This window comes from Microbulbifer maximicatervae (SeqCode), assembly GCF_056231245.1.
The window spans coordinates 1,418,195-1,444,071 of record NZ_CP174334.1; the positions used below are offsets into that span (position 1 = coordinate 1,418,195).

Genomic DNA, 25,877 nt, shown 5'->3' on the forward strand with positions numbered 1-25,877 from the left:
CTCTGTTGCAGAGGCGGTCTGATACCCCGTTTTCCATAGTTTGAATGGAAAAGCGGTGTGGAGCCGTCTCTGCGTTTAGATTGGATCACCCCAGGCACCTTATGTCTCAAGAAAAAGAATTCACTGCCCAGCTCGATCTGCTGGAGCAGTCGCAAAAATTCCTGGCAGAGCACTCGGACCTAAAGTGGATCGAAGGCTTTATGTTCGATATCAATGGCGTGCCGCGAGGGAAGTGGTTGCCGGCAGAAGCTGCGGAGAAATTGCTCAAGGGCAGTCTGCAAATGCCGCGCAGCGCGGTCAGTCTCGATATTTGGGGGCGGGATATCGAAGACAGCCCGCTGGTATTTGCCAGTGGAGACAGCGATGGCGTTTGTCTGCCGGTTTCGCCTATTAGCCTGGCGCCCTGGCATCGCGAGTCCACCGCTCAGCTGCATATGCAGTTGCATGAGGCAGATGGCTCCTCTCTCTATGCCGATCCCCGCAGCCAGTTGCAGCGCGTGGTAGAGCGTCTCGGCAAACTGGGTTATACGGCCGTGTGTGCGACCGAGCTGGAATTCTATCTGCTCCGCGATGAGGTGGATCACCTGGCGCGTCCGCGCCCGGTTAGCGATAACGACGCCGAGCTGGTGCCTTCCACCGACGTATACGATCTGTCCGAGCTCAATGCACAGCGACACTTCTTTGCCGATGTGCGAGCTGCCTGCGAGGCACAGGGTATTCCCGCAGATTCAGTATTGTCGGAGTGTGCGCCGGGACAGTTTGAAATCAACCTGTTGCACAGTGCCGATCCCGTTAAAGTAGCAGACCAAACATTACTGTTTAAGCGCTTGTTAAAAGGGGTGGCGCGCAGTCACGGCTTCCGCGTGAGTACCATGGCCAAGCCTTTCGGGGATCAGGCGGGTAACGGAATGCACGTGCATATGAGTTTGATCGACGCCAATGGAAAGAACGTTTTTGATGACGGTTCTGATACTGGCTCTAATTTACTGCGTTATGCCGCAGCAGGAATGCTGGCGACTGCCAACGATGCGATGGCGTTTTTCGCACCTCACAGCAACTCCTATCGTCGCTTCCAAGAGAGCTCTCATGCACCGCTGAATCTCTGCTGGGGCTACGATAATCGCACTACAACTTTGCGTGTGCCCGCCAGCGATCCTGTGGCACGGCGTATCGAGCACCGTATTGCCGGGGCGGATGTTAACCCCTATCTGGTGTTAGCTGCGATTCTCACTGGTGTGTGTCATGGCATTGAGAACCAGATGGAAGCGCCTGCACCTGTGGAAGGCGATGCTTATCAGGTAGAGAGTGAGAAGTTGATCAATACCTGGAGTGGTGCACTGGAGCGATTTGAGCAGAGCCCTTTGTGGCGCGAGCATCTTGATCCACGCTTTGTGGAATTGTTCTCTCTGTTGAAAAGACAGGAGCAAGCAGAGATAGCTGCCCGCGTTACCGATGTTGAATACCAGAGTTATCTGCATCGGGTATAAACATTGGCGGTGTGCTTTAGCGCCGATTGCCGTTTTAGTGAACGGCTTTCACGACAGGAGAGTTAGTGGGGGTATTTCCTCTGCTATACCTAAATTTAAGTGCGTAATGTGCTTGAAACTCTCCTCCTGAAAGTGTGTTCGAGAAATCTGGCCCGCCTTTTGGCGGGCATTTTTTTATTCTCGATTGACTTATTTCCACTTCCTGTTCGTGTTAATCCCTTCTTTTAAAGTCGCCATGGCTTGAGTGTATCGAATGACACGGTGTGCGGTTGCTGGGCTTTTGTTGCTATTTTGGCTTGCGAGCACACATCCTTGGGCCAGGATACCAAGAGTGTGGACCGCTTCCGCCTAGCAGTCATTTCTCCGCCAGTGTATTCTTCCGCTTTACCAGCGAGACACCCAAGACGGTCGGCTCTTAGACGTTGGCATTCGCAGAATGTCTGTGCGAGAGCGGATAATGTTATGGGGTATAAGAATATTGCAGATGGGGAAACTATGACCGCCTTGGGAAATTGTGCAGACGGTCCAACGGCTGGCGAGACGCGGCCACTAAAAATATGCCTTTTAGGCTATCGCAGCAATCCACACAGTGGTGGTCAGGGCATCTACCTGCGCTACCTGAGTAAAGCACTGGTTGATGCTGGTCACTCCGTGGATGTTATTTCTGGCCAGCCCTACCCAGAACTCGATGAGCGCGTAAAACTCATCAAAATGCCAGGGTTGAACCTCTATGAAGTTGAGCGTCCAGCGCGGGCCTTGAAACCTCGCCACCTGCTCTCGTGGGCGGATTTTTTTGAATGGTGGAGTAAGCTTACCGGCGGTTTTGCCGAGCCTTATACCTTTGGCCGTCGGGTAAATAAATACCTGCGCAAGCACGGCAAACAATACGACATTGTTCACGATAACCAATCACTGTGCTACGGCTTGCTGGATATCGAGAAAAATGGATTGCCTGTTGTCGCGACAATTCATCACCCCATTACCCGGGATCGCCAACTGGCATTAGATGCCGCCCCCGATTGGCGTTTTCGTTTGCTGGTACGTCGCTGGCATAATTTTTTGAATATGCAGATTAAGGTATCGCGGAAGCTTCGCCATATCGTGACAGTTTCCAAGCAATCTGAGCGGGATATTATCGAGCAGTTTGGCGTAGCTCCCGAGCAGATTCACCTGATTTACAACGGTATTGATACCGAATTATTCAACCCAGGGGCAGAGAATAAGCGCTTGCCTCTGCGAATTATGACCACCGCATCGGCAGACCAGCCGCTTAAAGGTCTGCGCTTTTTATTACAGGCGTTGGCGGAATTACGCCAGGAATATGAAAACATAGAGTTGTTGGTGGTTGGCAAATTACGCGAAGGTGGCGCCACGGAACACTTGCTTCACGATCTGGATCTTCAGGATAGGGTTCAGTTTGTCTCCGGTATTTCTAACGAAGAACTGGTCGATAATTACCGCAAGGCTACAGCGGTAGTTTGCCCATCGCTCTACGAAGGATTTGGTTTACCTGCCGGGGAGGCAATGGCATGTGGTGCTCCGGTAGTATCCAGTGACGGGGGTGCTTTGCCTGAGGTGGTTGGGGATGCCGGAATCGTGGTCCCTGCAGGAAATCACGAAGCTTTGGCTAATGCCCTGCGCCAGGTTTTATCCAGCGAAGCGCTGCGAAAAGAACTCAGTGAGAAAGGTCGCCAGCGCATTGAAAATAAATTTTCCTGGAAAATCGCTGCAGAGAGTTTGGTGAAATATTACCGGGAAATTCTCGGACATACACTGGCGGAACAACCCAGTAGTCATGAAATAGAAACTCCGAATATGCGCAGTGCGGAGGCGGCTTAATGATTACTGTAGATCCCCAGCACTTAAATCTGCGCCCCGGCCAAAAAGTCCTCGACTTGGGGTGCGGTGAAGGGCGCCATTCCATTCACTTGATGATCACTGATGAGGTTGATGTTTACGGCATTGACCTGTGTTTTGATGATGTGCGCACTGCCAGTGAGCGAGCGGAACCTTTCCGCTCTCCCGAACATTCAAAGGGTCGCTTGCAGTTCGGAGTTGCCAATGGCTTGAAACTACCATTTTCCGATGGGAGTTTTGATGTGGTTATCTGCTCAGAGGTACTTGAGCATATCCCCGATTACAAGTCTGTCTTGGCTGAGATTAACCGGGTATTAAAACCCTCCGGTATTTTTGCCGCGACGGTGCCGGCATTTTTCCCCGAGTGGGTGTGCTGGAAACTCAGCGATGAATACCATCAGGTTGAGGGTGGGCATATCCGAATATTCCGCGAGCGCGAGCTGCGGGAGGATATTGAAAAGCTGGGGCACCACTATTTTGCCCGGCATAAGGCCCATGCGTTACATGCACCTTACTGGTGGTTAAAGTGTTTGTTTTGGGACAAGCCCGATTCCCGTTTGGTCTCTGCCTATCACCGGCTATTGGTGTGGGACCTGATGAAGAAACCAGCCTTTACCCGGATTCTCGAAAAACTATTGAACCCGCTGTTGGGAAAAAGTATCGCTCTTTATTTTGTGAAACCTGCTGGTTCGACACAACGAGTGGATGCGCCTCTCTCCCTGTCTGAGGGAGCTGAAGCATGAGTAAAGTTTCTATGCCGGCAAAAGCTTCTGGTCTTTTCCCTGAAGGATTTATCCAGGATAGCGCCGCCTATATTCTCTCCCAGCAGCTCCCCGATGGTTCAATTCCCTGGTTTAAAGGGGGCTATGCCGACCCCTGGGATCATGTTGAAGCCGCTATGGGGCTCGCCATTGCCGGAGAATTTAGTGCTGCTGAAAACGCCTATTGCTGGTTGGCAGAGATTCAGTTGGAAGACGGCAGCTGGTGGGCCGCTTATAAAGATGGCGATATTGACAACCGGGAGCGCCGTGAAACCAATTTTGTTGCCTATGTGGCAACAGGAATTTGGCAGTACTTCCTGATCAGTAGAGACACACTGTTTTTACAACGCTATTGGCCGATGGTGGAGCGTGCAATCGAGTTTGTATTGCGCTTGCAAACGGAATTTGGCGAAATTCATTGGGCGGTAGATTCAGAGGGCGCCCCTATGGAAGATGCCCTGATCACCGGTTGCTCTTCCATTTATAAAAGTCTGGAATGCGCAATTAATATTGCCCACCAGCTAGGGGTTGCTCGCCCGCAATGGATGCTTGCCCGGGAAGCTCTGGGCGATGCGCTGCGCAATAAACCGGAGCGCTTTGATCGCACCTGGGAAAGCAAGGCGCGCTTTTCAATGGACTGGTTTTACCCCGTATTAACCGGTGCCTTTTCTGGTGAGGCAGCGCAGTTGCGGCTTCAGCAGCGCTGGGATGAGTTTGTCGTGGCTGGTTTGGGGTGTCGCTGTGTCAGCGATGAGCCTTGGGTGACAGTGGCAGAGTCCTGTGAACTCACCATGTCTTTAATGGCTGCTGACCAGCGTTCGCGGGCGGAAATTTTGTATCGCGGCTTGCACCGCTGGCAGGATAAAGATGGGGGCTACTGGACCGGCTATGTCTACCGGGATGAGGCCATCTGGCCGGAGGAAAAAACTACCTGGACTGTAGGAGCCATGCTTTTGGCTGCCGATGCGCTCGCCGGATTAACGCCAGCGAGCGAGCTGTTTACATCGGTGTGCCTGCCCTCAAATGCGGCGCAGGATTCCCAGGGTGTCGACAGTTTCGACGAGCTCGAATTGAGCGGAGGCCAGGGCTAGCTTGTAAATATCGTAGGGCGCCTGGCCGCCATCGGCGGGGTCCGGGAAAATATCGTGGATAGCCAGGTAGCCGCCGGGCACGATATGGCGGGACCAGCTGCGATAATCGGTCATGGCCGCTTCCAGGGAGTGGCCGCCGTCAATAAATACGAGACCCAAAGGGGTATTCCAGCAGCGTGCAGCTGTTGCGGAGGGCGCGACGATGGGAACAACCCAGTCATCCAATTCAGCCGCGCGAATATTCGTGCGGAAAGAGCGGAAACTGTCCATTAAATTGGCTTGGCCATCAAACAGTTCGGGATCGTGATACTCCTCTCCGGGCTGGTGCTCTTCAGATCCGCGATGGTGGTCTACGGCGAACAGGATGTTATCGGTCAGTTTACAGGCACTGGCCAGGTAAATTGATGATTTTCCGCAGTAGCTGCCCACTTCAAGGCAGGGGCCCAGTGAGCTGGCTTCAGCTGCCAGGTGGTAGAGAGCTTCCCCTTCATGGGCAGCGAGGAAACCTTTAATTGCTCGAATATCAATAGGTAGTTTTAGGGACATGGGTAAACGCTTGCTATTTTTCGTGGCCGAAACACTAAACTGCCACTAATACAAAAGCAATTGGGTTTTTACTCAGGACTCCGTAAATCCCAGAAAATAAAAGTAGAAATTAAAATATGCGTAAGGATCACAGGCCCTATTGGCTCAAGCGACTGCAGCTCCGTTGGCGCAAATGGCGAACAGAATATTTCCTTCTGCCACAATTCGATGCGGTCGGGATTGAGCCGGAAGTAATGGACCCGGGTTCTGTCCATGTTTTTGGCGGAAATGTTCGGCTCGGAAATTACCCTCACTTAATCTCCAATAACGAGAAATGTATTCGCTTTACCACCTTTGGGCACAAGGGCGGAGAGGCATTTATTACTATTGGTGATTTTGTGTTGATCTCTCCTGGGGTGCGTATATCTGCCGCTCAATCTATTGAGATTGGCGATGGCTGTATGATTGCTGCCAATGTGTATATTTCCGATTCTGATTGGCATGGGCTCTACAATCGCACGCGGCCCTTCCGTTGTACTTCCCCGGTGCGCCTGGGTAACAATGTTTGGATCGGGGATAGTGCAACTATCTGCAAAGGTGTCACTATCGGTGATAATTCTGTAGTGGGAGCCGGAAGCATCGTTACTAAGGATGTCCCCGCAAATACGGTTGTCGCCGGTAATCCGGCAAGACCCATTAAATCAATAAACCCCAAGCGGCGAATGATTACCCGCGAGGCATTATTTGCCGATGCCTTCCGTCAGACGCATAATCTGGATGAATTGGATAAGATGATGTTGGGAGAGAACACCTTATTGGGCTGGTTGCGCTCGGTGTTTTTTCCCCGCCGTGGCGATTGAATGTGCAAGTATTAATAAAATGAAAAAAAGAAAGAGTATTGTCCTGATTGGAATGCCTGGCGCCGGTAAAAGTACGCTGGGGGTGTTGTTGGCAAAGGAGCTGGCACTGGGGTTTACAGATACTGATGTTCTGATCCAGTCCAGGGAGGGCAAGACTTTGCAGCAAATTATGGCTGAAAGTGACTACTTGAATCTTCGTGCCATTGAAGGGGAGGTATTAGCTGAGGCCACCCTCCCCAGTGATGTTATTGCCACTGGAGGAAGCGCAGTCTATAGCGAAGAGGGCATGGCGAATCTACGCAGTCAGGGTGTGGTAGTGTTTCTTCAGTGTTCAGCGGAGGAATTGCGCCGGCGTATCCATAATTATGAAAGCCGTGGCATTGCGAAGGCGCCCGGGCAGTCTTTTGCGGACTTATTTGAAGAGCGACAGGCCCTTTACCGGCAATATGCAGAAATAACAGTGGAATGTGACAGCAAATCACTGCAGGAAACGCTTGATCATTTACTTAATGCGCTGCAGGAAGTTGCAGAGTAACCGAAATTTTCTCTGTAAGCCCCATGCGTTAAAACAAGGGGCTTTACTTTTCACACTTTTGGCTTAAAGTGGCAGCTGGGTGGTGTACTTCACCTGCTTGAGGGCAAAGGTGGAATTGACTGAGGCCACGTTTGGCAGGTGTACCAGGGAGCGCTTCAGTAATTGCTCATAGTGCTCCACGCTATCCACTACAACGCGCAGGACATAGTCTTTGTCTCCGCTGGTGGAATAGCACTCGACCACCTCCTGGACATCCTGAACTGCTGATTCAAAGTTGTTCAGGGATTCCTCATCGTGATTGTGGATGGTAACGTAGCAGTATACGGTGACACCCAGATCCAATTTGCGTGGGTCCAGCAAGGTAACACGGCCACGGATAATACCTTCGGCTTCCAACCGCTTGATTCTGCGCCAGCAGGGAGTGTGCGAAAGGCCGACTTTATCGCCCAGCTCTGCCATGGAGTAATCTGCGTTCTCCTGCAGCGCTCGCAGAATCTTACGGTCAAAATCATCCAGGTCTGTCGAACGCTTCATAAAGACTCCTATCCTATAAAAATTATCTAAATCGAAACTTCTATCACAAATTTACGCATATTTGCGTGAATAAAGCAATGCTCTATTGCGCTTAACGAACTAGTATGACCTGACTAAACCGTTTCGGGATAGGTGCAGTGTGCCCTGAGCCGCTCTGGGACTTTGCGGCAAATATAAAAACAGGCGCATCTGACCACGGAAAACGGACTATTCGGAAGAATAATGACTAATAACTCGAACCGGGTTTCGAGAAGAATAATTAACCGGAAGTAGGTGTATGACTGAAAAAGTAACCAGTCCTCAAAGTACGGCGGATTCCCAAGTAAAAAAACAGGTTTCATTGGACGACCGCTACACCATGCTCAAGGGCCGTGTGCTCCTTTCAGGTATCCAGGCCCTTGTGCGCTTACCCATAGACCAGATGCGAATGGACCGGGATCGCGATCTCAATACCGCGACGTTTATCTCCGGTTATCGTGGGTCGCCCTTGGGTGGCTACGATCTGCAGTTATCCAGGGCGAAGAAACTGCTGGGAGAGTACAACATCCGTTTCCAGCCTGGCGTCAATGAAGAGTTGGCGGCTACGGCAGTTTGGGGTTCCCAGCAGGTGGGCTTGTTCCAGGGTGCAGAAGTGGATGGCGTCTGCGGGATTTGGTATGGCAAGACACCGGGTGTCGATCGCTCCTGCGATGCATTTCGCCATGCCAACGCCGCTGGCTCCTCTCCCAAAGGTGGCGCGCTGATCGTTGCCGGCGATGACCACGGCTGTAAGTCATCCTCCTATCCCGGGCAGTCTGAATTTGCCTTTGTGGATATGCATATTCCAGTACTTAACCCCGCCACCGTGCAGGAAGTGTTGGATTATGGTCACTATGGGCTGGAGCTGTCTCGCTTTAGCGGCTGCTGGGTGGCAATGATCACCCTGGCAGAAAATATGGATAGCTCTGCGACCGTGGAAGTGGACCCTGAGCGGGTCAAATTCCACTACCCGGATATTGAACGTCCCGAGGGCGGCCTGAATATTCGCAAGCAGGACAACCCTCTCGAGCAGGAAGAGCGCCTGTGGCGCTACAAGCGCCCTGCTGCGCTGGCTTTTGCCCGCGCCAATAAACTCAACAAGGTTGTACTGGAAAATCCTGAGGCGAGCCTCGGCATCGTCACCACCGGTAAGGCCCATCTGGACTTGATGCAGGCCTTCGAAGATATGGGTATCGATGAGCAGAAGGCCAAGCAGCTCGGTATCCGAATCCTTAAAGTGGGTATGACCTACCCGTTGGATGTGCCGGGTATCCAGGAGTTTGCCCGTGGCTTGGATACGCTGCTGGTGCTTGAGGAAAAACGCAGTTTGATGGAAGTACAGCTGAAAGAGGAACTGTACAACGTCCACGTGAAGGACCCGAATTTCCCGCGTATTCTCGGTAAAGTGGACGATTGTGATCAGCCGCTGATGCCCGCTTATGGCGAGCTGTCGCCAGCGATTATTGCCCAGGTATTGGGTTTTGTTTTGGGTGAGGACAAGTTGGATGAAGGCGGCAAGCACCGCTTGATGCGTCTCAATGCGCTGGCTGAACGTATTTCCCAGCAGACTGGCTCAAGTGTGTCTCGCTTGCCTATGTTCTGTGCCGGCTGCCCTCACAACCGTTCCACCAAGGTGCCAGAAGGAAGCCGAGCCTTAGCAGGTATTGGTTGTCACTATATGGCCCAGTGGCTCGACCGGGAGACTTATACCTTCACCCAAATGGGTGCCGAAGGGGTCAACTGGGTAGGGCAGGCGCCGTTTACTACTGAAAAGCATGTCTTTGTAAACCTGGGTGATGGTACCTATTTCCACTCCGGTATTTTGGCGATTCGCGCTTCCGTGGCTGCCAAGGTCAATATCACTTACAAGATCCTGTTTAATGATGCGGTCGCCATGACCGGCGGCCAGCCCCACGATGGTGAGTTGGCTCCGGATATGATCTGTCGCCAAGTTTTGGCAGAAGGGGTGCAGAAAGTTGTCCTGGTGATGGATAACCCGGATAAATACAAGGGTGCGCTGTCCTTCCCCAGTGAAGTTGAAATTCGTCACCGGGATTACTTGCCCGTTGTAATGGATGAGCTGCGTGAGGTTGAAGGTTGTACCGTTATTATTTACGACCAGACCTGTGCCACCGAACTGCGCCGCAAGCGCAAGCGCGGGCTACTGCCTAAAGCCGAGGGGCGCCCCTTCATCAACGAGCTGGTGTGTGAAGGCTGTGGGGACTGCGTCCAGCAGTCGAGCTGTATCGCTGTTGAGAAAGTGGAAACGGCGCTGGGCGATAAACGCAGGGTGAACCAAACCGGCTGTAATCAGGATATGTCCTGCGTTAACGGCTTCTGCCCCTCATTTGTCACTGTGAAGGGTGGCAATATTGCCAAGGGCGCCGGGGTAGGTGACGTGTTGCGAACTGAAGCGGCCAAGTTGCCCTCGCCACAGCTTCCGGGCTTACAGCAGCCGTATAATTTCCTGGTTACCGGCGTTGGCGGTACGGGTGTAGTGACCATTGGCGCCTTGCTAGCGATGGCGGCACATATCGAGGACAAAGCGTGCAGCACCCTTGATCAGACCGGATTGGCTCAGAAGGGCGGAGCGGTTTACTCCCATATTCGCTTTGCGGCTGCGCCCGAGTCTTTGCAGGCGGTACGTATTTCTGACGGTCGTGCCGATGCCCTAATGGCCTGTGACCTGATTGCAGCCGGCAATGTGGCAGCTTGTTTGGTTAAACTGGATAAATCGCACAGTCGCGCGGTAGTGAATACCCACTTGAGCCCAACTGCGGCAACGGTTCTCGGGCGTGAGGATGTCCATTCACCGCAAGCGGTATTGGATACGGTGAGTGGCGCGGTTAATGAGCTCAGTTCTGTGGAAGCGCATCGCCTGACCAAAGCAGCTCTGGGTGATACGCTCGCCGCCAACATTTTCATGCTCGGCTACGCCTGGCAGAAAGGGCTGATTCCGCTAACTGAAGCCTCCCTGCTGGAAGCGATCCGCTTAAACGGTGTCGCTGTGGAAGGAAATCTGCAGGGATTTGCTGCAGGTCGATTGGCGGCAGAAAATCGCAACGCTCTGGACAAACTGTTAATCCACGAAAAAGTTGCAGTAGAGGTACCACAAACTCTTGAAGCGATTGTGGCTCACCGGGTGGAGCACCTCACCGGTTATCAAAATACGGACCTCGCCGAGCGTTACCGCAGTTTGGTCGATACGGTGAAATCTGCTGAGATTTTAAAAGTGCCCGGGAATGTCCAGTTGGCCGAGGTGGTTGCGCGCAATTACGCAAAATTGCTTGCCTATAAGGATGAGTACGAGGTGGCCCGCCTATACACCGATAGCCGCTTTACCGAATCGCTAAAAGAAAACTTCAGTGGTGACTTTACGCTGGAGTTCAATTTGGCTCCCCCATTACTGGCGCGCTTCGATAAAGGCTTGGGGCGTCCCCGCAAAATGAAATTTGGCGGTTGGATGTACAAGGCATTTGGTGTTTTGGCGAAGCTGAAATTCTTGCGCGGATCGGCGCTTGATATTTTTGGCTATACAGCAGAGCGAAAAATGGAGAGGGCACTGATTAGCGAATATGAAGAGTTGGTTAAGAAAGTTCTGGGCCAATTAAATTCGCAGAATCACGCTGCTGCAGTTGAGCTACTTCAATATCCGGATATCATCCGGGGCTACGGCCCGGTGAAGGAGGCCAATATTGAGAAAGCAAAAGAACAGCGAAATATCGCATTAAATCGATTTGAAAACCCGGTTCGGGATATAAAACTTTCAGCGGAAGTTGAGGTTTTTGACCCAGCTAAGGCACAGCAAGTAGGTTAATTGCCTGTTTGATAAAGTGGCTCGAGGACTGTCTTGAGTCACTTTATACCCCCCTACCAAACCCCTTGTAATCGTATGGCGAATTGGTTGGTTTTATCTCCAGTAAAATCGTCATCGCCGAGGGTGATGTTCATCATTACCCGGACTTTTGGGTTGAAATAGTAATTGACCCCAAGTGTAAAATTACTGGCTCGTAGCTGGCGAAAATCCCGATTCTCTATAGCGGTATATCTTGCGGCAACTTCCCAGGCACCCTCTGGAGGAGATGGTTTGATAGATTTAAATACTCCGATCTTGGAGTCGTAGGGTTTATGTTGGCCGGTAATTGCCCAGCTTCCCATAATGTACCAGGCGTGAACATCCTGCCCCCCAATAAAGCATCCGCTTATGGGATCGCAAAAAAAACTTGGCGGAAGACCGAAGAATTCCTCATAGGTCAATTCAGCGAGGTATATCTTCCCTGTGAAATGACCATACGCATATTCCGCTTGGCCGAATAGAGGGCCGTAAGTCGCAGCTAGCTCGAAACCAGTAGTATTGACCCGGCCTCCGCCATCTCCAAGGAAAAACTCATCGTCACCAAACTCGCCAAAAAAATTATCTGATCCGCCAGGTGTGATTGCTATCAGCTGCTCCGGCCCTCGTCGGCCCGCATAGGCAACTTCAGCAACGATATCGGGACTGTTTTGATTCGCTTTTTCGTAGCTACGGTATACACCTAGGTGAACTGTTGATAAGGCATCGTTAATTGGGGCCCAGGTCAGTCGGGTTGCTGCGCCAAACCCAGAATTTCTGGGGTCACCGGGGTCCCGTAAATTGAATAACGTAAAACCAAATGTATAACAGCACCAATGCTTATGCCAGTCGATACCCTGTTGACGTCCACGTCCAGAATAAATACCTGCAGCGCTGGTAAATGCCCGCTCCATAAGCACTAGGTCATTGGAGCTTGTCAGCTCATTGATTGAGCGGCTGGGTTTAAAATTGCCGATGGTTAGTTTTCCGGTAGAGAACTTTGTTGCTAAGTAGACATCCCTCAACCCCCCAGCTCCATCATCCGCAAAGTCTCTTTCAAGCTTATAGTTCCACTTCCATAGATTGCCTTTCATTGTCAATCTAACCCGACGGAAGTCGGTTGTATTGACCGGATCTTCTAGGTCTTTGTCAAAAATGTATGTATCGAAGTGAATCCTTCCGCCGAGTTGTGCGGAGAAATCCCCATCGTCAGAGACAATTTTCAGCCCGCCTTTTGTCTCGGCTTCATCAGCAATAGCCGGGAAGCTAAAAAAAAGAATTGATATGGCACAGTATGCTCCCCAGCATTTCATCGGACGCCTCTAGTTGAGAGTTGTCATTGGTCACGGGAAAAGTGCTATTCGAGTTTAGCAATAGAAAAGACTTTGGACGGGGAGGGGGGATGGGACGGCGCAGAAAATCTGCGCCGAGGGTTACTGGATAGTTGATTAAAGGCGTTCTAATTTGTAACCAGTGTCGCCTAGAAACTCGATAACACTGCGTTCGCCCACCAAGTGGCCAGCGCCGACAATGACAAACAGAGACTGGTAGTTTGGCCCCTTAAGGGCAATTTTCTCAGCCATCCTTTCATTGCGATTAAAAAAAAGTGTGTCATAGAGCGGCTTATATTCAGGGTTTTCAGTTAGGCCGTCGAGGATAATAAGGCGATTCAAAGCTTCTTCATCTCCTCGCTTCCATGCGCTGGTAAGTTTGGGTAAAAAGGTTGAAATATCCCCAACTTGCTCAAGGGTTTGCTGGAAGAGGAGCGCAGGGTTGTCCAGGTCGTTTAACATCTTGAATTGTTGCAAGACACCTTCCAGCTCCAGAACGGATTTCCCATCCTTTTTTGCTTTTTGTAAAAAGTGCCTATCAATGCCTAGTTCTGGGTTGAGGCCGTGGGCTTGCATCTCAATCATGCTCATAGAGATCATGGCTATGGCGGGGCGCTGCCGGATAAACATAGCCTCGGGCATACTACGCTTGTGCATCCACGACTTTAGTTGGCTGTATAGCGCGGGTGGAAGTTCGTCTTTTAAAGTTCGTTCACCTTGGTAGATAGACTCCATCATGATTCGCTGTTGTAACAGGCTGTCGCCTTCTGCAGCGAGAATGTCAGCCTCGACGGCAATGGCATCACTATTGGAGTAGGCTTGTTCAATTTTTGATCTTAGAGGGTAGAAGTCCTCAGTTGCCAAGTGAATCGAGCCTAATAAGTAAACGGTTTTATTATCTTTAGTTGCTTTCCAGAAGATGCCTTTATCACTCTCAGCGGCTGAAGCTCCTATTGTTAGTAGAAGCAGTGTAAAGGCGAGAAAGTAACTTATTTGTCGCTGAAGCATTGTCGGGTCCCTGAGTAATTTGCCTTTGCAAATACTATCACTAACACCTTCAGGTACCAGAGGGGCTTTTAGGCATCAAGTCACTGACTTGTAAATTAGTGATGATTTACTGGGAAATTATCCTATAGGAAGTCAAAATAGACCTTTTGGTCTGTTTCACGGAAGTCAAATTGAAAGTTGTACAGTTTTTGCCCAGCCTAGAGCCTGGGATCACAGCAACTCTTGCGCTTGAGTTTGCAAATGAACTGGTCAAAAAAGGCCACGAGTCCCTGGTGATTTCTACTGATGGACCATTGGAGGCGCGGTTTCGTTTGCACGGTAGTGACTTTATCAGCTTTCCAAAAATCAGTGAGTCAATTTGGTCTTTGCGGCACAAATCCCGCCTGCGTAAGATTCTCGCAAGGTTGCAACCGGATATTGTCCATACCTATGGTCGCTCAACGGCTTTTCTAGCTTGGCGCGCTTTAAACAGTGAGTCAGCTACAAGTCGCCCTAAGCTGGTGCCCCTCGTGCATCAAGATTTCCCCAACAGTTATTTTAATAAAGGTATGCTGTCGGGAGATGGAATTATCGCAAGCTCCCGAGGGGTTGCAGAGAACCTTAAGAAGTCCTCCCCCAAAATTGCAGAAGACTCGATAGAGGTTATTTATCACGGTATCAATATTCGCGAGTTTGATCGTGAAAAACCGGTAGCGAGCCAGTGGCAACTGAAGCTTTTGAATAGCTATCCCCAGTTGGAAGGGAAAAACTGGTGGTTAATGCCGGGAGATATCTCTGCAAGTGGGGGCCAGGAGGAGTTTTTACATTTGTTGGCCCAGGCTGCGGCACAAAGCGATGATATTCACGGAGTGATTGTAGGAGCTTTGGCTGAAGATGATTTACGTTATCTGAAAAAACTTGAAGGGCTCGCACAAGACTTGGATCTCGGTAGTAAGGTTACATTCCTCGGTGAACGCCGTGATATGCGTGAACTGTACGCAACTTCTCAGCTGGTTTTTCAGCTCGCCAGCGAGAAAGATGGGAACGCAAAATATTCCAAAGAGGCACTGGCGATGGGGCGCCCGGTAATTGCTTATTCCGAAGGTTGTACGGGGGAGGTTTTACAGAAACATTTTCCTGAAGGGCTGGTGAAGAAAGGTGATCTGAAATCTTTAATGGAAGCGAGTTTGAATTTGGTGAGCAAGCCAAATAACCCGAATCCACAAAAGTTTAGCTATGCAGCTTCAGCTGGAAAAACCATAGACTTTTTTCAGCGCTTGCTTAATTAAATTGAAAGCAATCTTAGTCGTTAGCAATCTGGAAAGTATTGAAAGGTTGAATTTCTAAAAGTTAAGGTGCCCGTTCAAAGAGGCGAAATCAAAACCGGGATTGGGTGTATTGGTTCTGGCGTTTGAAAAATGACTGTATCTTAAAGAAAGGACGTGGCCTCTGGAAAAACGGTACCCGAAAGCAAAGTGCAGGGCAAAATTTAGTTTGGTGCTCAATCCAATATCACCGAAGTTCTTTTGGCTTAAGTAGGATGCTCCTGCGCCTGCTTCAGCAAAGCCGCCCCGTAATTCACCTCGGGGGTACCAGCGTAGAATAGGTTTAATTTCGAGAATATTTTGTTGCTGTTTCTCGCTGTGGTGTTCAATCCGCATATGGGAGTAGCTGCCTTGACCCCACCATTGAAGTGAATTGTCGCCAAGGCTAAATGAAGACAGTAGATAGGAGTAGCTGAATCCAGCCATTTCTGAGGCCGAAATGGAGCGATACTGCATTAACTCATTTCCCAACCCTTTACCTGCGCTTGCGATGAGCTCGGATTCTGCTTGGGTCGGTGGGGCTAGAAGTAGTCCGCCGACAAAAAAATAGGTACAGCATTTAAAGGCACAGTATTTTTCGTTGAAGACCGCTAACTTACGCATAACTTCGCAGTACTAACTGATAGAACTGTTTTAAAGACTAGTGGGAAAGGGTTCGATGGCAAGCTCTCAGGAGAGGCTTGCCATCGACTTCTTCCTTTTCTAACGCCACTGCCGCTTCAATTGTCGAAGTGCGTCAGAATGAAGTTGTCGCGCGCGCTCCTGACTAAGCCCCAATTGCTCGCCAATAACTCGAAAAGAGCAATCTTTGTCAGAAATTAATCCATACCGCAAGTTGAGGACTGTCCTTTGTCGTGCGGGGAGGCGGGCAACAGCTTCACGGAGGCGTTGAGCTAGCTCCTGGTTAGTTACAAGCTCATCGGTATTGTAAAGTTCATCAGCAGGTGCGTAGTCCAGTCGGGTACTGCTCTGGTCGTCTGCGACTGGGTCATCGAGAGACCCAGTTGGTCCTGGGAGTTTTAATAAGCTCTGGATTCTCTCAATATCTAGTCCTGTGTGGCGGGCCAGATTGTCATCGGATGCAGGTTGCCCCTGAGCGCGCACTTCACCAATGGCTCTGTAAATCGCTCTTAAATCATCCTGGACATTGGCTGGTTGTCGGACAAGATCTTCGTTGCGCCTTAAAGCTAATTGAATTTCTTGCTGAATCCACCAGTAGGCATAGGTCGAAAAGCGGTATCCCATTTGCGGTTTGAATCGCTCAATGGCTTTCATTAATCCAACATTGCCTTCTTGAATTAAATCGATAAAGGGAACTGATGGATTGCGAAAACGTTTTGCGATGGCAATAACCAGGCGCAGATTACATTGGATTAGTTTTTTCCTCTGTTTTTGAAAGCGCTGTAGGAGCCCGGTCAGCCTGCTGCGACCGCGCCTATCCAGGAAATTGCTGGTAAGCAGGATTTCAGTGTGGGCAATTATAAGTCCATGGTCGTAGGCGCCTGTACTTCCGCGCTGCTCCACTCCTTCGCTGCGTAGCTGGACCAACTCGGTGCCGCTCTCCTGAAGGTTGGAAATGAGCTTTTCTTCCAGGTCGCGTAATAGACAGGTGGTACTGTGCTCTTCCTCCGGAGTTAATAGCTCAAGCCGGTAGAGGTGCTTGAGATAGCTTTGCATTGGGGTGGTGCCGCTCTCGGAGAGGGTATCACCCGCTGCATGAATCTCTTCCGAGTCAGGGTCTCGCTCGACTTGAGGGTCGGGCTCGCTGGCACCCTGGCAGGAGTCAGAGAGTGGTTCGCCTGTATCCTTCAGCCATTCTTCATCCCTTGAGTAAAAATGTTCTCGGGACAAGTGCTTAAACCTTTGTTGGCTGTGTAAGTACTACACGCTGTTTAGTCTCTCAGGCGCTTTTGGCGCCTATTCCTTTCTCACTATAGAAGAGAGCTGGTGGAAATGCTCGGGTTGGTTGAAATCAGGGGGAGGGATTACTGAAGTGATGGGGCGGGGTGGGTGAAAACACCCACCGGGAGGAGCGCGGAATGTTACTTGATGCGTTTCACACGAAGCTTTGGCCCACCGTCGGCAGGTTTCATAAAAAAGGAGCCGAACATGGCCCTCTCAACGACTACAAGGTCGCCTATTTTCCAATTTACTCCTTTCGAGTCATTTTGTTTCCAAATTTGGCCGTTATTGAGGGAAATCATTCGTTTTTGGTGTGCGGCCATTTGGATTGCGACTATTTCCGCCTCAATTTGGTTGGGGGCCTCTTCAGCTATCCGTTTTTGTTCTTGGCCAAACTCCTTAACTTCTTGTTGATCGAGGGAGTTGGCGATCTGGTCATAGCATGTGAGTCGACCTTCCTGGGGTTTAATTTCAGAGCAGGATTTGACTTGGTTCTTTAATGAATCCGCAAATATTGGCGAGGAGGAAAGTATTAGTAAGGCAAAAATGATGAAGGCTTTCATAATTCAAGGTGTCGACTTATTTGCTAATTATGACTTTTATTCTGCCTGACATAGTCGGCGTGAACAAATAGATTTGGGAAAACGCTCACACTTTTCAGCTTGCCAACATGAAAGAATTTGCGCAATAGCACAGATGACCTGAGAAGCAGCTTTAAGGCTAATTTATTTGAGATACTGAGACAGGATTGTAGTTGGGGGATGACTAACTATCCCTCTAAAGCCTGAAAACTATCAATAATCAAGAAACCATAAAATTTAACTATCCAGGGGTGGAAAGATGAAGGGGTTGCTAACACCTGCAGCATTGCTTGCTGTTGTGATTGGGTATGTGTCTTGCGAAGGAATAAGTCTCGCGGTGTCTGATCGGTCTGCAGCTTATGCTGTGGAGATCATGCTTAGTGAGCGTGATGATCAGTCTGTTGACTACAACCAATACTCGGGAGACGCTCAAGATATAGAGTTGTTTGATGGCTCGCATATGATGGAGTTTGAAGGTGATGTATTTGCCGATGCTCCGGAGCATATGCCGCCAGTTGGAGAGGGCTCAGGTGCAAAAGATGGTGATGAAAAGGGCTTCGGTGAATAGTTAATTAGCTACCGAGTACGATGCCAATCAAGAACTGCATGGACAAGCGTCTGAGAACGAAGCTCAGATTCTTGTCCATGGGGCGGGATCTCTATTTCTTCTGGGCGCTGAAGTGCTTCCCACTAACTCCGTTACTGTCTCTGCCCATTAAATAGAGATAGGTGGGCATAATATCTTCTGCAGAGGTTACCGACTGAGGGTTTTCTGCTGGGTAGGCAGTTGCTCGCATTGTTGTACGGGTTGCCCCTGGGTTTAGGGAGTTAACCCGGGTATTGGAAACCCCTTCCAGTTCATCGGCGAGTACCTGCATCAGCCCTTCAGTGGCAAACTTCGATACTGAATAGGCCCCCCAATAGGCTCTCCCTTTAACCCCAACGCTGGAGCTTGTAAAGACAACAGAGCCGGCTTCTGATTCCTCTAGCAGGGGCAGCATTGCCTTTGTTAGTCCAAATGCCGCATTAACATTCACCTGCATTACCTGTTGCCAAGTGTTGAAATTGTAATTGCCGATAGGGGTGCGTTGCCCGAGCAGGCCGGCATTGTGCAGGAGTCCATCCAGGCGGCCAAACTCGTTGCGAATAGCTTCTGCGAGGCTCTCGAAATCCTCTATTTTTGCCGTACCCAGGTCCATGGGGAAAATAGCCGGCTGTGGTCCACCGGCAGCCTCGATTTCGTCATAGACTGCTTCTAACTTGGGAGTTGTACGGCCTAGCAAAATTACTGTCGCCCCGTAAGCGGCAAAAGTCTTTGCTGCAGTTTTACCTATGCCGTCTCCGGCACCGGTGATAAGAATAATTTTGCTCTTTAATAGGTCGGAGGGCGCTTGATAGTCGCCAACAAAGTCTGACATGAAATATCCCGATACTGTCACCGGGCTTGGGTGCCCGGTATTGCTTCAAGTTTCAAAAATAGTGTTGTTCTAGAAGGGGCCAAATTTCATTGGCGGAATTTACCAGGTGGTCTGCCCCCCAATTGGCGGGGTTGTCTGTAGAGTCAATATAACCATACCCGCAAGCGATAGTTGGCATACCAGCCTTTTGGCCGGCGATGATATCGCGCTTGTGGTCGCCGATATAAATTGCTTCAGCGGGAGCGCAGCCAATCTGGCTGCAGGCTAAAAATAGGGGCTCGGGATCCGGCTTGGATTTGCTGACGTGGTCAGGGCAAACAATTGCAGAGGCTGGCGGTAGATGGGTAAAAGCCTCCATCAGAGGAGTGGTGTAGGCCTCCGGTTTATTGGTGACAATCCCCCAGGGAAGGTTTTTTTGAACCAGGTTGTCGAGCAGATTGTCGATACCGGGGAAAGTGGTTGTCTTCTCTGCAAGATGTGCCAAGTAGAGGTCCAGCAACCTTTGCAATAATCCTGGGAAGGCGGGGTCACCTTCTTCTTTGTTAAACCCCAGTGTGACTAGCGCCCTGGAACCATTGGATACAGTTCCCCGGATCGTCTTGTCAGGCAGTGGAGGTAACTGTTCCTGTTGGCGCAGTTGATTTAATACAACAATAAAATCTGGCGCTGTATCAAGCAGGGTACCATCCAGGTCAAATAAAACGGCTTTCATTTTGCAGTTCACTTATTCTGGTTTGCTGGCATACATCAAATAATTGACGTCGACATCCCGGGGGGTCAATTTGTAGCTTCGGGTAACCGGGTTATAAGTCATACCGGTTATATCGTGCGCTTCCAGGGACTCATCGCGCAGCCAGGCGCCCATTTCTGAGGGGCGGATAAACTTACTGTATTCATGAGTGCCCTTGGGCAGTAAGCGTAGGACATATTCTGCTCCGACTACGGCAAACAGCCACCCTTTAGGGGTGCGGTTGATCGTAGAGAAAAATAGCTTGCCGCCAGGTTTTACAAGTTTTGCGCAGGCGCGAATGACAGAAGAGGGGTCTGGTACATGCTCAAGCATCTCCAGGCAGGTAACAATATCAAAGCTCTCGGGCGCTTCTTCTGCCAGGTCCTCTACTGCCACTTTGCGATAATTGACGCTGACGCCACTTTCGAGGGCGTGGAGTTTGGCGACATTGAGTGGGGCTTCCCCTAGATCGATACCAGTGACATCGGCTCCCCTCTGCGCCATGGCTTCAGCCAGGATGCCACCACCGCAGCCCACATCAAGGAGCTTCTTACCGGCAACCGGAGCATACCGGTCAATGTAATTTGCACGTAGTGGATTGATTTCGTGTAGTGGTTTGAACTCGCCTTCCTTGTCCCACCAGCGGCTGGCAAGTTGCTCAAATTTGGCGATTTCTGAGGGATCTACATTGCTCATGAACTTCTCTGCAAACTCCGTCGCTCGTAACCGGCATTTTTCAGTGATTGGGCCGGAATCAGTTATCTAGCGTAAATTTCCGCTGATTCTATCACGCCATATTTGCGCCCGCTGGATAACCTCAGTTTCGTTTAAGGTTTGTAGCTGGCGCTCCTTTAAAAGTTGTCGCCCTGCAACCCAGACATCGCTGACATTGTGTCCTCCGTTGGCATAAATCAACTGGGACACTGGGTCATGCAAAGGCTGCTGTTCTAGACCGCCGAGATTGATAGCAGCAATGTCTGCGCTTTTGCCTACTTCCAGGCTTCCGGTTATATCTTCAATTCCCAGTGCTTTGGCTCCGTTGATGGTCGCCATGCTCAGTGTCTGATGCGCGGGTAGGGCTGCTGCGTTCCCGCTAACAGCTTTTGCCAGTAGTGCGGCTGTGTTGGCTTCGGAGAACAGGTCTTGGGTGTTATTGCTCGCAGCGCCATCGGTGCCAAGGGATACGTTGATGCCGGCTTCCAGCATGTCATAGGCTGGGCAGAAGCCTGAGGCGAGCTTGAGATTAGATGATGGGCAGTGAGAAACATGGGCGCCACTTGAACTCACTAGCTCAATGTCTCGTTGATTAGTGGCCACCATATGTACACAAAGTGTCTGCGGCCCCAATAGCCCAAGGCGGAATAGCCGCTCGGTGGGCCGCTCTCCATTAGCTTTCAGGGCACTTTCAACTTCAGCGTGGGTCTCGTGGAGGTGCATTTGCATGGGGATCTGCGCTTCGGCAGAGCAGACTGCAATTTTCTCCAGAGTTTTATCCCCCACGGTGTAGGGGGCGTGAGGTGCAAATACCACCTCAATTCGATCGTGCGCACGGTAATCATCGCGTAACGCCAATCCTTTGTGCAGAGCCTCGTCGCTATTGCGGCTCCAGGGGGTTGGGGCATCCAGCACGGGGAAGGCGATATGGGCCCTGATTCCGCTTTCCCGCGCAGCAATGGCGACGGCTTCCGGGAAGAAGTACTGATCAGAAAAAGTAGTAGTACCAGAGCGCAGCATCTCGGCAATCGCTTGCCGGCTGCCGTCAGCTACAAATTGCGGACCTACCCAGCGTTGCTCTGTCGGCCAGATGTGCTGCTCCAGCCACTCTTTAAGTGGGCGGTCATCAGCGTAGCCGCGCAATAGCGTCATGGGCGCATGGTTGTGAGTATTAATTAACCCTGGAATTAATGCGTGTTGCCCCAGGTCGACTTCATCTTTTGCTTGAAAACGAATTGAGGCCTCAGCTGTGGGTACCAGGGCAGAGATTTTGCCCTTCTCTATCGCGAGCGAACAGTTTTCGTACACTTTTTTCTCGGGTACGACGGGTATGATCCAGCGTGCGTGGATCAGGGTATCGACAGCTTGTTGCATGAGGACTTATCTGGTGGCTGTTGTGGGGGTGTTTTACTGTAGCCGCAGTCAAAGGGGGCGACAACTGTGGTTTGGGTTGCAGTTTTATATCTCATAGTCCTGCGGCTCCAAACATCTCAAACTATGGTAGAATCGCCCGCTTATCCCGGGCACAGTACGTACGCCCGCGCTATAAAAGGAACGCCGTAAGCCATGGGCGAATTAGCCAAAGAAATCTCTCCGATTAATATCGAAGAAGAACTCAAGCAGTCTTATCTCGACTATGCCATGAGCGTGATTGTCGGGCGCGCACTGCCGGATGTACGCGATGGCCTCAAGCCGGTACACCGCCGCGTGCTCTACGCGATGAGCGAGCTTAAAAACGACTGGAATAAACCGTACAAGAAATCAGCGCGTGTCGTTGGTGATGTAATCGGTAAGTATCACCCGCACGGAGACACTGCGGTCTACGACACTATTGTGCGTATGGCGCAGCCGTTTTCTATGCGTTACACCTTGGTAGATGGCCAGGGTAACTTCGGCTCTATCGATGGTGACAGTCCAGCTGCCATGCGATACACCGAGATTCGTATGGACAAGTTGGCCCATGAGCTGCTGTCCGACCTCGATAAAGAAACTGTTAATTTTGTCGATAATTACGATGGTTCTGAGCAAATGCCGGAGGTGTTGCCTTCGCGTGTGCCGAACCTCTTGGTCAATGGTTCCTCCGGTATTGCGGTGGGCATGGCCACCAATATCCCTCCCCATAACCTGGGTGAGGTGATCAAGGCTTGTCTGGCTCTGATCAATAATTCCGAGTTGACCGTCGACGACCTGATGGAGTACATCCCCGGGCCGGACTTCCCCACGGGCGCCATCATTAATGGCCGCGCCGGTATTCTCCTTGCTTACCGCACTGGCCGTGGGCGCATTTATGTCCGTGCCAAAGCAGATGTGATCCGCGATGACAAGACCAATCGCGAAACCATCATCATTACTGAGATCCCCTTCCAGCTGAATAAAGCGCGCTTGATCGAGCGTATTGCTGAGCTGGTGAAAGAGAAAAAGATCGAGGGTATCTCTGAGCTGCGCGACGAGTCCGACAAAGACGGCTTGCGCGTAGTGATTGAGCTTAAGCGGGGAGAGCTGGGTGATGTGGTTCTGAATAACCTCTATTCCCAGACCCAGCTGGAAAGCGTCTTCGGTATCAATATGGTAGCCCTGGTCGATGGCCAGCCCAAGGTATTGAATCTCAAAGAGCTGCTCGAGCACTTTATTCGCCACCGCCAGGAAGTCGTTACCCGCCGTACGGTCTACCTGTTGCGCAAAGCCCGCGAGCGCGGTCATATTCTGGAAGGTCTGGCGATTGCCATTGCCAATATCGATCCGGTAATCGAGCTGATCAAATCTTCCGCCACGCCGGCAGATGCTCGCGAGGCGTTGCTGGCTAAAGGCTGGCCTGTGGGCAATGTACAGCAGTTCCTGGAGCGGGCTGGTGCTGATGCCTGCCGTCCAGATGACCTGCCGCAAGAATTTGGTCTGCGCGACGACGCTTACTACTTGTCCCCGGCCCAGGCCCAGGCAATTCTCGAATTGCGCCTGCACCGCCTGACGGGCATGGAGCACGACAAGCTGCTGGCAGAATACCAGGATCGACTGGAGCAGATTGCTGAATATCTGCATATCCTCGGCAGCTTCGAGCGTCTGATGGAAGTGATCCGCGAAGAGTTAGAGCAGCTGTCAAAGGACTTTAACGATGAGCGTCGTACCGATATCGTTGCGTCTCGCCAGGATCTGACCGTTGAAGACCTGATTACCCCGGAAGACAAGGTAGTAACTATCTCCCACGGTGGTTACGCCAAGAGCCAGCCTCTGACCGATTACCAGGCCCAGCGCCGCGGTGGTATGGGTAAATCCGCGACCCAGGTAAAAGACGAGGACTTCGTCGAGCATCTATTGATCGCCAACTCCCATGACACCCTTCTGTGCTTCTCCAATAAGGGCAAGGTGTACTGGCTGAAAGTCTACGAAGTGCCCACCGCTGGCCGAGCCTCCCGTGGTCGCCCAATGGTTAATATGCTGCCCCTGGAAGAGGGCGAGCGTATCAGTAGCATGATGCCGGTGTCTGAGTACGACGAAAATCACTTTATCTTCTTCACCACTGCCAATGGCACCGTGAAGAAAACCCCCCTCACCGCTTTTGCCCGCCCCCGCAGTGTTGGTTTACGTGCAATTGAGCTGGAGGAGGGCGATCGCCTGGTAGCCACTGCGATTACCGATGGTGAGCGCGATGTAGCGCTGTTTACCAGCGCCGGTAAGGCAGCGCGCTTCTCCGAGTCCAATGTGCGCTCTATGGGCCGTGTTTCCCGTGGTGTTCGCGGTATTCGTATGCAGGAAGGTCAGCAGGTTATCGCTATGGTTATCCCTGAAGAGGGTGGCTCTGTGATGATGGCTACTGAGAATGGTTACGGTAAGCGCACAGCTATCAGCGAATTCCCCACTAAGGGACGCGGTACCCAGGGTGTTATTGCGATCGCGGAAAGTGAACGTAACGGTGCCTTGGTTGGGGCCTGTCAGGTGCACCCAGGTGAGGAGATGATGTTGATCTCCGACCAGGGCACTCTGGTGCGTACCCGTGTTGATGAAGTGTCTGTACTTGGGCGCAACACGCAGGGGGTGCGAGTGATTCGCCTGAAGACTGGCGAGAAGCTGGTTGGTCTCGGTCGCATTGAAGAGACCGAAGATGACGGTGAAGAAAACGGTGGGGAAGAGTGACCCACCGCTTCAGACCACTAAGAAAGGCTGCGTTTATCGCGGCCTTTCTTGCCTTTGGCTCCCGCGAAAAACGCTAAAGGCGCGATATCTATCCCCCTGAATGGCAATTTGTGCGTAGACACATCTAGTTGTATTTGAAACCTTTTTTGTATTGTGGAAATCAGCTCATGAGGAAGTTTAATTTCTGTGCAGGCCCTGCCGCTTTACCGCAGCCCGTATTGGAGCAGGCGCAAAGGGAGTTGCTCAATTGGCAAGGGCTCGGTTGCTCTGTAATGGAGGTCAGCCACCGTTCTCCAGAGTTTGTTGAGGTAGCTGAGCGGGCCGAACAGGATCTCCGCGATCTGCTCAGTGTGCCGAGCAACTACAAAGTGTTGTTTCTTCAGGGCGGGGCAACTGGGCAATTCAGTGCCGTGCCCTGGAATCTTCTCGGTGCCGGCTCATCCAAAGCTGAATTTATACACTCCGGTAGTTGGGCGGCCAAAGCTATTAAAGAAGCTCGTCGCTACGGTGAGGTTAATGTGGTTGCATCCAGTGAGGATCGCAACTTCAGCTATGCACCTGCGGCAGACAGCTGGCAGTCGAGTGGTGATGCGGCTTATTTCCACTATACCCCCAACGAGACGATTGGCGGTGTTGAGTTTGGCTATGTGCCGGAAGTGGAGTGCCCGCTAGTGGCGGATATGTCCTCAACTATTTTGTCTCAACCGATTGAGGTGGAAAAGTTCGGCGTTATCTATGCCGGCGCGCAGAAAAATATTGGCCCCTCAGGTATCGCTGTAGCCTTGATTCGGGATGATTTACTCGATCGCTCACTGGAAAATATTCCTCGCAGTTTGAGCTGGAAGGTGGCGGCAGAAGCGGGCTCTATGGATAACACGCCACCTACTTTCGCTTGGTACTTATCTGGTCTTGTCTTCCAGTGGTTGAAAGATCAGGGGGGTGTTGATGCGATGGCTAAGCAGGCCGATGCTAAATCCAAAATGCTGTACGACTTCCTCGACAGCAGTGACTTTTTCTCCAGTCCGGTTGAGGAGGGAAGTCGCTCCCGCATGAATGTGCCCTTTGTGTTGGCTGACGACCGCCTGGATAAGCAGTTTTTGATTGAGTCAGAAGAAGCGGGTTTGTTGAGCTTAAAGGGGCACCGCTCTGTGGGGGGGATGCGCGCGTCGCTATATAACGCCGTTCCCATGGAGGCAGTGGAGGCGCTTGTGGCATTTATGGCGGATTTTGAAGCGCGCAAGGCTTAGGTGGCTAATTCAAT

Annotated in this window: 22 protein-coding genes; 11 read left to right on the plus strand and 11 right to left on the minus strand. The window is 51.2% G+C overall.

What is annotated here, in order from left to right; translation table 11 throughout:
* Positions 1-101 precede the first annotated feature (101 nt).
* The 4 genes from ACJJIS_RS06165 (at position 102) to ACJJIS_RS06180 (ending at position 5,196) form a co-directional block, all read left to right on the plus strand.
* Positions 102-1,487 (plus strand): glutamine synthetase family protein, encoded by a 1,386-nt coding sequence (locus ACJJIS_RS06165; protein ID WP_475709713.1) that lies wholly within the window; start codon positions 102-104, stop codon positions 1,485-1,487.
* A gap of 462 nt (positions 1,488-1,949) precedes the next feature.
* Positions 1,950-3,326, plus strand: coding sequence for a glycosyltransferase family 4 protein (locus ACJJIS_RS06170; RefSeq protein ID WP_475709714.1), 1,377 nt, complete (start codon positions 1,950-1,952; stop codon positions 3,324-3,326).
* Positions 3,326-4,087: a class I SAM-dependent methyltransferase gene (locus tag ACJJIS_RS06175; protein ID WP_475709715.1), complete on the plus strand. Its 762-nt coding sequence runs from the start codon at positions 3,326-3,328 to the stop codon at positions 4,085-4,087. Before ACJJIS_RS06170 ends, ACJJIS_RS06175 begins: the two co-directional genes overlap by 1 nt.
* Positions 4,084-5,196, plus strand: a complete 1,113-nt coding sequence (locus ACJJIS_RS06180) for a prenyltransferase/squalene oxidase repeat-containing protein (protein ID WP_475709716.1) — start codon at positions 4,084-4,086, stop codon at positions 5,194-5,196. Before ACJJIS_RS06175 ends, ACJJIS_RS06180 begins: the two co-directional genes overlap by 4 nt.
* Here the strand turns inward: ACJJIS_RS06180 and ACJJIS_RS06185 are convergent.
* Complete coding sequence (locus tag ACJJIS_RS06185) at positions 5,125-5,742, minus strand: class I SAM-dependent methyltransferase (protein WP_475709717.1); 618 nt, start codon at positions 5,740-5,742, stop codon at positions 5,125-5,127. The two genes, ACJJIS_RS06180 and ACJJIS_RS06185, sit on opposite strands and share 72 nt — an antisense overlap.
* Positions 5,743-5,858: 116 nt before the next feature.
* On the opposite strand from ACJJIS_RS06185, the gene ACJJIS_RS06190 reads away from it, so the two are divergent.
* Together ACJJIS_RS06190 and ACJJIS_RS06195 are read left to right on the plus strand one after the other, a co-directional pair.
* Positions 5,859-6,581, plus strand: coding sequence for an acyltransferase (locus ACJJIS_RS06190; protein ID WP_475709718.1), 723 nt, complete (start codon positions 5,859-5,861; stop codon positions 6,579-6,581).
* Between the two features lie 19 nt (positions 6,582-6,600).
* Positions 6,601-7,116, plus strand: a complete 516-nt coding sequence (locus ACJJIS_RS06195) for a shikimate kinase (protein ID WP_475709719.1) — start codon at positions 6,601-6,603, stop codon at positions 7,114-7,116.
* 63 nt (positions 7,117-7,179) lie between these two features.
* Here ACJJIS_RS06195 and ACJJIS_RS06200 read toward each other — a convergent pair whose 3' ends face one another.
* Positions 7,180-7,650 (minus strand): Lrp/AsnC family transcriptional regulator, encoded by a 471-nt coding sequence (locus ACJJIS_RS06200; RefSeq protein WP_020413378.1) that lies wholly within the window; start codon positions 7,648-7,650, stop codon positions 7,180-7,182.
* A gap of 277 nt (positions 7,651-7,927) precedes the next feature.
* Here ACJJIS_RS06200 and ACJJIS_RS06205 point away from each other — a divergent pair, with 277 nt between their 5' ends.
* On the plus strand, positions 7,928-11,485 hold the full coding sequence (locus ACJJIS_RS06205) for an indolepyruvate ferredoxin oxidoreductase family protein (RefSeq protein WP_475709720.1): 3,558 nt from the start codon (positions 7,928-7,930) through the stop codon (positions 11,483-11,485).
* 53 nt (positions 11,486-11,538) lie between these two features.
* Here ACJJIS_RS06205 and ACJJIS_RS06210 read toward each other — a convergent pair whose 3' ends face one another.
* Both ACJJIS_RS06210 and ACJJIS_RS06215 read right to left on the minus strand, forming a co-directional pair.
* A complete protein-coding gene (locus ACJJIS_RS06210; RefSeq protein WP_475709721.1) occupies positions 11,539-12,813 on the minus strand; it encodes an OprO/OprP family phosphate-selective porin in 1,275 nt (424 codons plus the stop codon).
* Between the two features lie 135 nt (positions 12,814-12,948).
* On the minus strand, positions 12,949-13,839 hold the full coding sequence (locus tag ACJJIS_RS06215) for a TraB/GumN family protein (protein WP_475709722.1): 891 nt from the start codon (positions 13,837-13,839) through the stop codon (positions 12,949-12,951).
* Between the two features lie 170 nt (positions 13,840-14,009).
* Here ACJJIS_RS06215 and ACJJIS_RS06220 point away from each other — a divergent pair, with 170 nt between their 5' ends.
* The gene (locus tag ACJJIS_RS06220; RefSeq protein WP_475709723.1) at positions 14,010-15,107 is read left to right on the plus strand and encodes a glycosyltransferase; all 1,098 of its coding nucleotides are present in this window, start codon (positions 14,010-14,012) and stop codon (positions 15,105-15,107) included.
* A 54-nt stretch (positions 15,108-15,161) separates the two neighbouring features.
* Here the strand turns inward: ACJJIS_RS06220 and ACJJIS_RS06225 are convergent, their stop codons facing one another.
* From ACJJIS_RS06225 to ACJJIS_RS06235, 3 genes are all read right to left on the minus strand, one after another.
* The gene (locus tag ACJJIS_RS06225) at positions 15,162-15,599 is read right to left on the minus strand and encodes an acyloxyacyl hydrolase (RefSeq protein WP_444941201.1); all 438 of its coding nucleotides are present in this window, start codon (positions 15,597-15,599) and stop codon (positions 15,162-15,164) included.
* A 246-nt stretch (positions 15,600-15,845) separates the two neighbouring features.
* The gene (locus ACJJIS_RS06230; RefSeq protein ID WP_475709724.1) at positions 15,846-16,994 is read right to left on the minus strand and encodes a sigma-70 family RNA polymerase sigma factor; all 1,149 of its coding nucleotides are present in this window, start codon (positions 16,992-16,994) and stop codon (positions 15,846-15,848) included.
* Positions 16,995-17,185: 191 nt separating this feature from the next.
* Positions 17,186-17,608 carry a hypothetical protein gene (locus ACJJIS_RS06235; protein WP_475709725.1) on the minus strand — a complete coding sequence of 141 codons (423 nt, stop codon included), beginning with the start codon at positions 17,606-17,608 and terminating at the stop codon, positions 17,186-17,188.
* A gap of 277 nt (positions 17,609-17,885) precedes the next feature.
* Here ACJJIS_RS06235 and ACJJIS_RS06240 point away from each other — a divergent pair, with 277 nt between their 5' ends.
* Complete coding sequence (locus ACJJIS_RS06240; RefSeq protein ID WP_475709726.1) at positions 17,886-18,194, plus strand: hypothetical protein; 309 nt, start codon at positions 17,886-17,888, stop codon at positions 18,192-18,194.
* 91 nt (positions 18,195-18,285) lie between these two features.
* Here ACJJIS_RS06240 and ACJJIS_RS06245 read toward each other — a convergent pair whose 3' ends face one another.
* From ACJJIS_RS06245 to ACJJIS_RS06260, 4 genes are all read right to left on the minus strand, one after another.
* Positions 18,286-19,044, minus strand: coding sequence for a YciK family oxidoreductase (locus ACJJIS_RS06245; protein WP_444907753.1), 759 nt, complete (start codon positions 19,042-19,044; stop codon positions 18,286-18,288).
* A 52-nt stretch (positions 19,045-19,096) separates the two neighbouring features.
* Complete coding sequence (locus ACJJIS_RS06250; protein ID WP_475709727.1) at positions 19,097-19,756, minus strand: HAD family hydrolase; 660 nt, start codon at positions 19,754-19,756, stop codon at positions 19,097-19,099.
* A gap of 12 nt (positions 19,757-19,768) precedes the next feature.
* On the minus strand, positions 19,769-20,470 hold the full coding sequence (gene ubiG, locus ACJJIS_RS06255; protein WP_475709728.1) for a bifunctional 2-polyprenyl-6-hydroxyphenol methylase/3-demethylubiquinol 3-O-methyltransferase UbiG: 702 nt from the start codon (positions 20,468-20,470) through the stop codon (positions 19,769-19,771).
* A gap of 66 nt (positions 20,471-20,536) precedes the next feature.
* Positions 20,537-21,862 (minus strand): TRZ/ATZ family hydrolase, encoded by a 1,326-nt coding sequence (locus ACJJIS_RS06260; RefSeq protein ID WP_475709729.1) that lies wholly within the window; start codon positions 21,860-21,862, stop codon positions 20,537-20,539.
* Between the two features lie 192 nt (positions 21,863-22,054).
* Here ACJJIS_RS06260 and gyrA point away from each other — a divergent pair, with 192 nt between their 5' ends.
* A complete protein-coding gene (gene gyrA / locus ACJJIS_RS06265) occupies positions 22,055-24,616 on the plus strand; it encodes a DNA gyrase subunit A (protein WP_444933744.1) in 2,562 nt (853 codons plus the stop codon).
* A gap of 167 nt (positions 24,617-24,783) precedes the next feature.
* Positions 24,784-25,863 (plus strand): 3-phosphoserine/phosphohydroxythreonine transaminase, encoded by a 1,080-nt coding sequence (serC, locus tag ACJJIS_RS06270; RefSeq protein WP_475709730.1) that lies wholly within the window; start codon positions 24,784-24,786, stop codon positions 25,861-25,863.
* The last annotated feature ends 14 nt before the right edge of the window (positions 25,864-25,877 follow it).

Excerpts from the sequence above, each read along its gene's own strand:
- ACJJIS_RS06165 (WP_475709713.1), top strand. The coding sequence starts at position 102 with ATGTCTCAAGAAAAAGAATTCACTGCCCAGCTCGATCTGCTGGAGCAG.
- ACJJIS_RS06170 (WP_475709714.1), top strand. The coding sequence starts at position 1,950 with ATGGGGTATAAGAATATTGCAGATGGGGAAACTATGACCGCCTTGGGA.
- ACJJIS_RS06175 (WP_475709715.1), top strand. The coding sequence starts at position 3,326 with ATGATTACTGTAGATCCCCAGCACTTAAATCTGCGCCCCGGCCAAAAA.
- ACJJIS_RS06180 (WP_475709716.1), top strand. The coding sequence starts at position 4,084 with ATGAGTAAAGTTTCTATGCCGGCAAAAGCTTCTGGTCTTTTCCCTGAA.
- ACJJIS_RS06185 (WP_475709717.1), bottom strand. The coding sequence starts at position 5,742 with ATGTCCCTAAAACTACCTATTGATATTCGAGCAATTAAAGGTTTCCTC.
- ACJJIS_RS06190 (WP_475709718.1), top strand. The coding sequence starts at position 5,859 with ATGCGTAAGGATCACAGGCCCTATTGGCTCAAGCGACTGCAGCTCCGT.
- ACJJIS_RS06195 (WP_475709719.1), top strand. The coding sequence starts at position 6,601 with ATGAAAAAAAGAAAGAGTATTGTCCTGATTGGAATGCCTGGCGCCGGT.
- ACJJIS_RS06200 (WP_020413378.1), bottom strand. The coding sequence starts at position 7,650 with ATGAAGCGTTCGACAGACCTGGATGATTTTGACCGTAAGATTCTGCGA.
- ACJJIS_RS06205 (WP_475709720.1), top strand. The coding sequence starts at position 7,928 with ATGACTGAAAAAGTAACCAGTCCTCAAAGTACGGCGGATTCCCAAGTA.
- ACJJIS_RS06210 (WP_475709721.1), bottom strand. The coding sequence starts at position 12,813 with ATGAAATGCTGGGGAGCATACTGTGCCATATCAATTCTTTTTTTTAGC.
- ACJJIS_RS06215 (WP_475709722.1), bottom strand. The coding sequence starts at position 13,839 with ATGCTTCAGCGACAAATAAGTTACTTTCTCGCCTTTACACTGCTTCTA.
- ACJJIS_RS06225 (WP_444941201.1), bottom strand. The coding sequence starts at position 15,599 with ATGCAGTATCGCTCCATTTCGGCCTCAGAAATGGCTGGATTCAGCTAC.
- ACJJIS_RS06235 (WP_475709725.1), bottom strand. The coding sequence starts at position 17,608 with ATGAAAGCCTTCATCATTTTTGCCTTACTAATACTTTCCTCCTCGCCA.
- ACJJIS_RS06240 (WP_475709726.1), top strand. The coding sequence starts at position 17,886 with ATGAAGGGGTTGCTAACACCTGCAGCATTGCTTGCTGTTGTGATTGGG.
- ACJJIS_RS06245 (WP_444907753.1), bottom strand. The coding sequence starts at position 19,044 with ATGTCAGACTTTGTTGGCGACTATCAAGCGCCCTCCGACCTATTAAAG.
- ACJJIS_RS06250 (WP_475709727.1), bottom strand. The coding sequence starts at position 19,756 with ATGAAAGCCGTTTTATTTGACCTGGATGGTACCCTGCTTGATACAGCG.
- ubiG (WP_475709728.1), bottom strand. The coding sequence starts at position 20,470 with ATGAGCAATGTAGATCCCTCAGAAATCGCCAAATTTGAGCAACTTGCC.
- ACJJIS_RS06260 (WP_475709729.1), bottom strand. The coding sequence starts at position 21,862 with ATGCAACAAGCTGTCGATACCCTGATCCACGCACGCTGGATCATACCC.
- gyrA (WP_444933744.1), top strand. The coding sequence starts at position 22,055 with ATGGGCGAATTAGCCAAAGAAATCTCTCCGATTAATATCGAAGAAGAA.
- serC (WP_475709730.1), top strand. The coding sequence starts at position 24,784 with ATGAGGAAGTTTAATTTCTGTGCAGGCCCTGCCGCTTTACCGCAGCCC.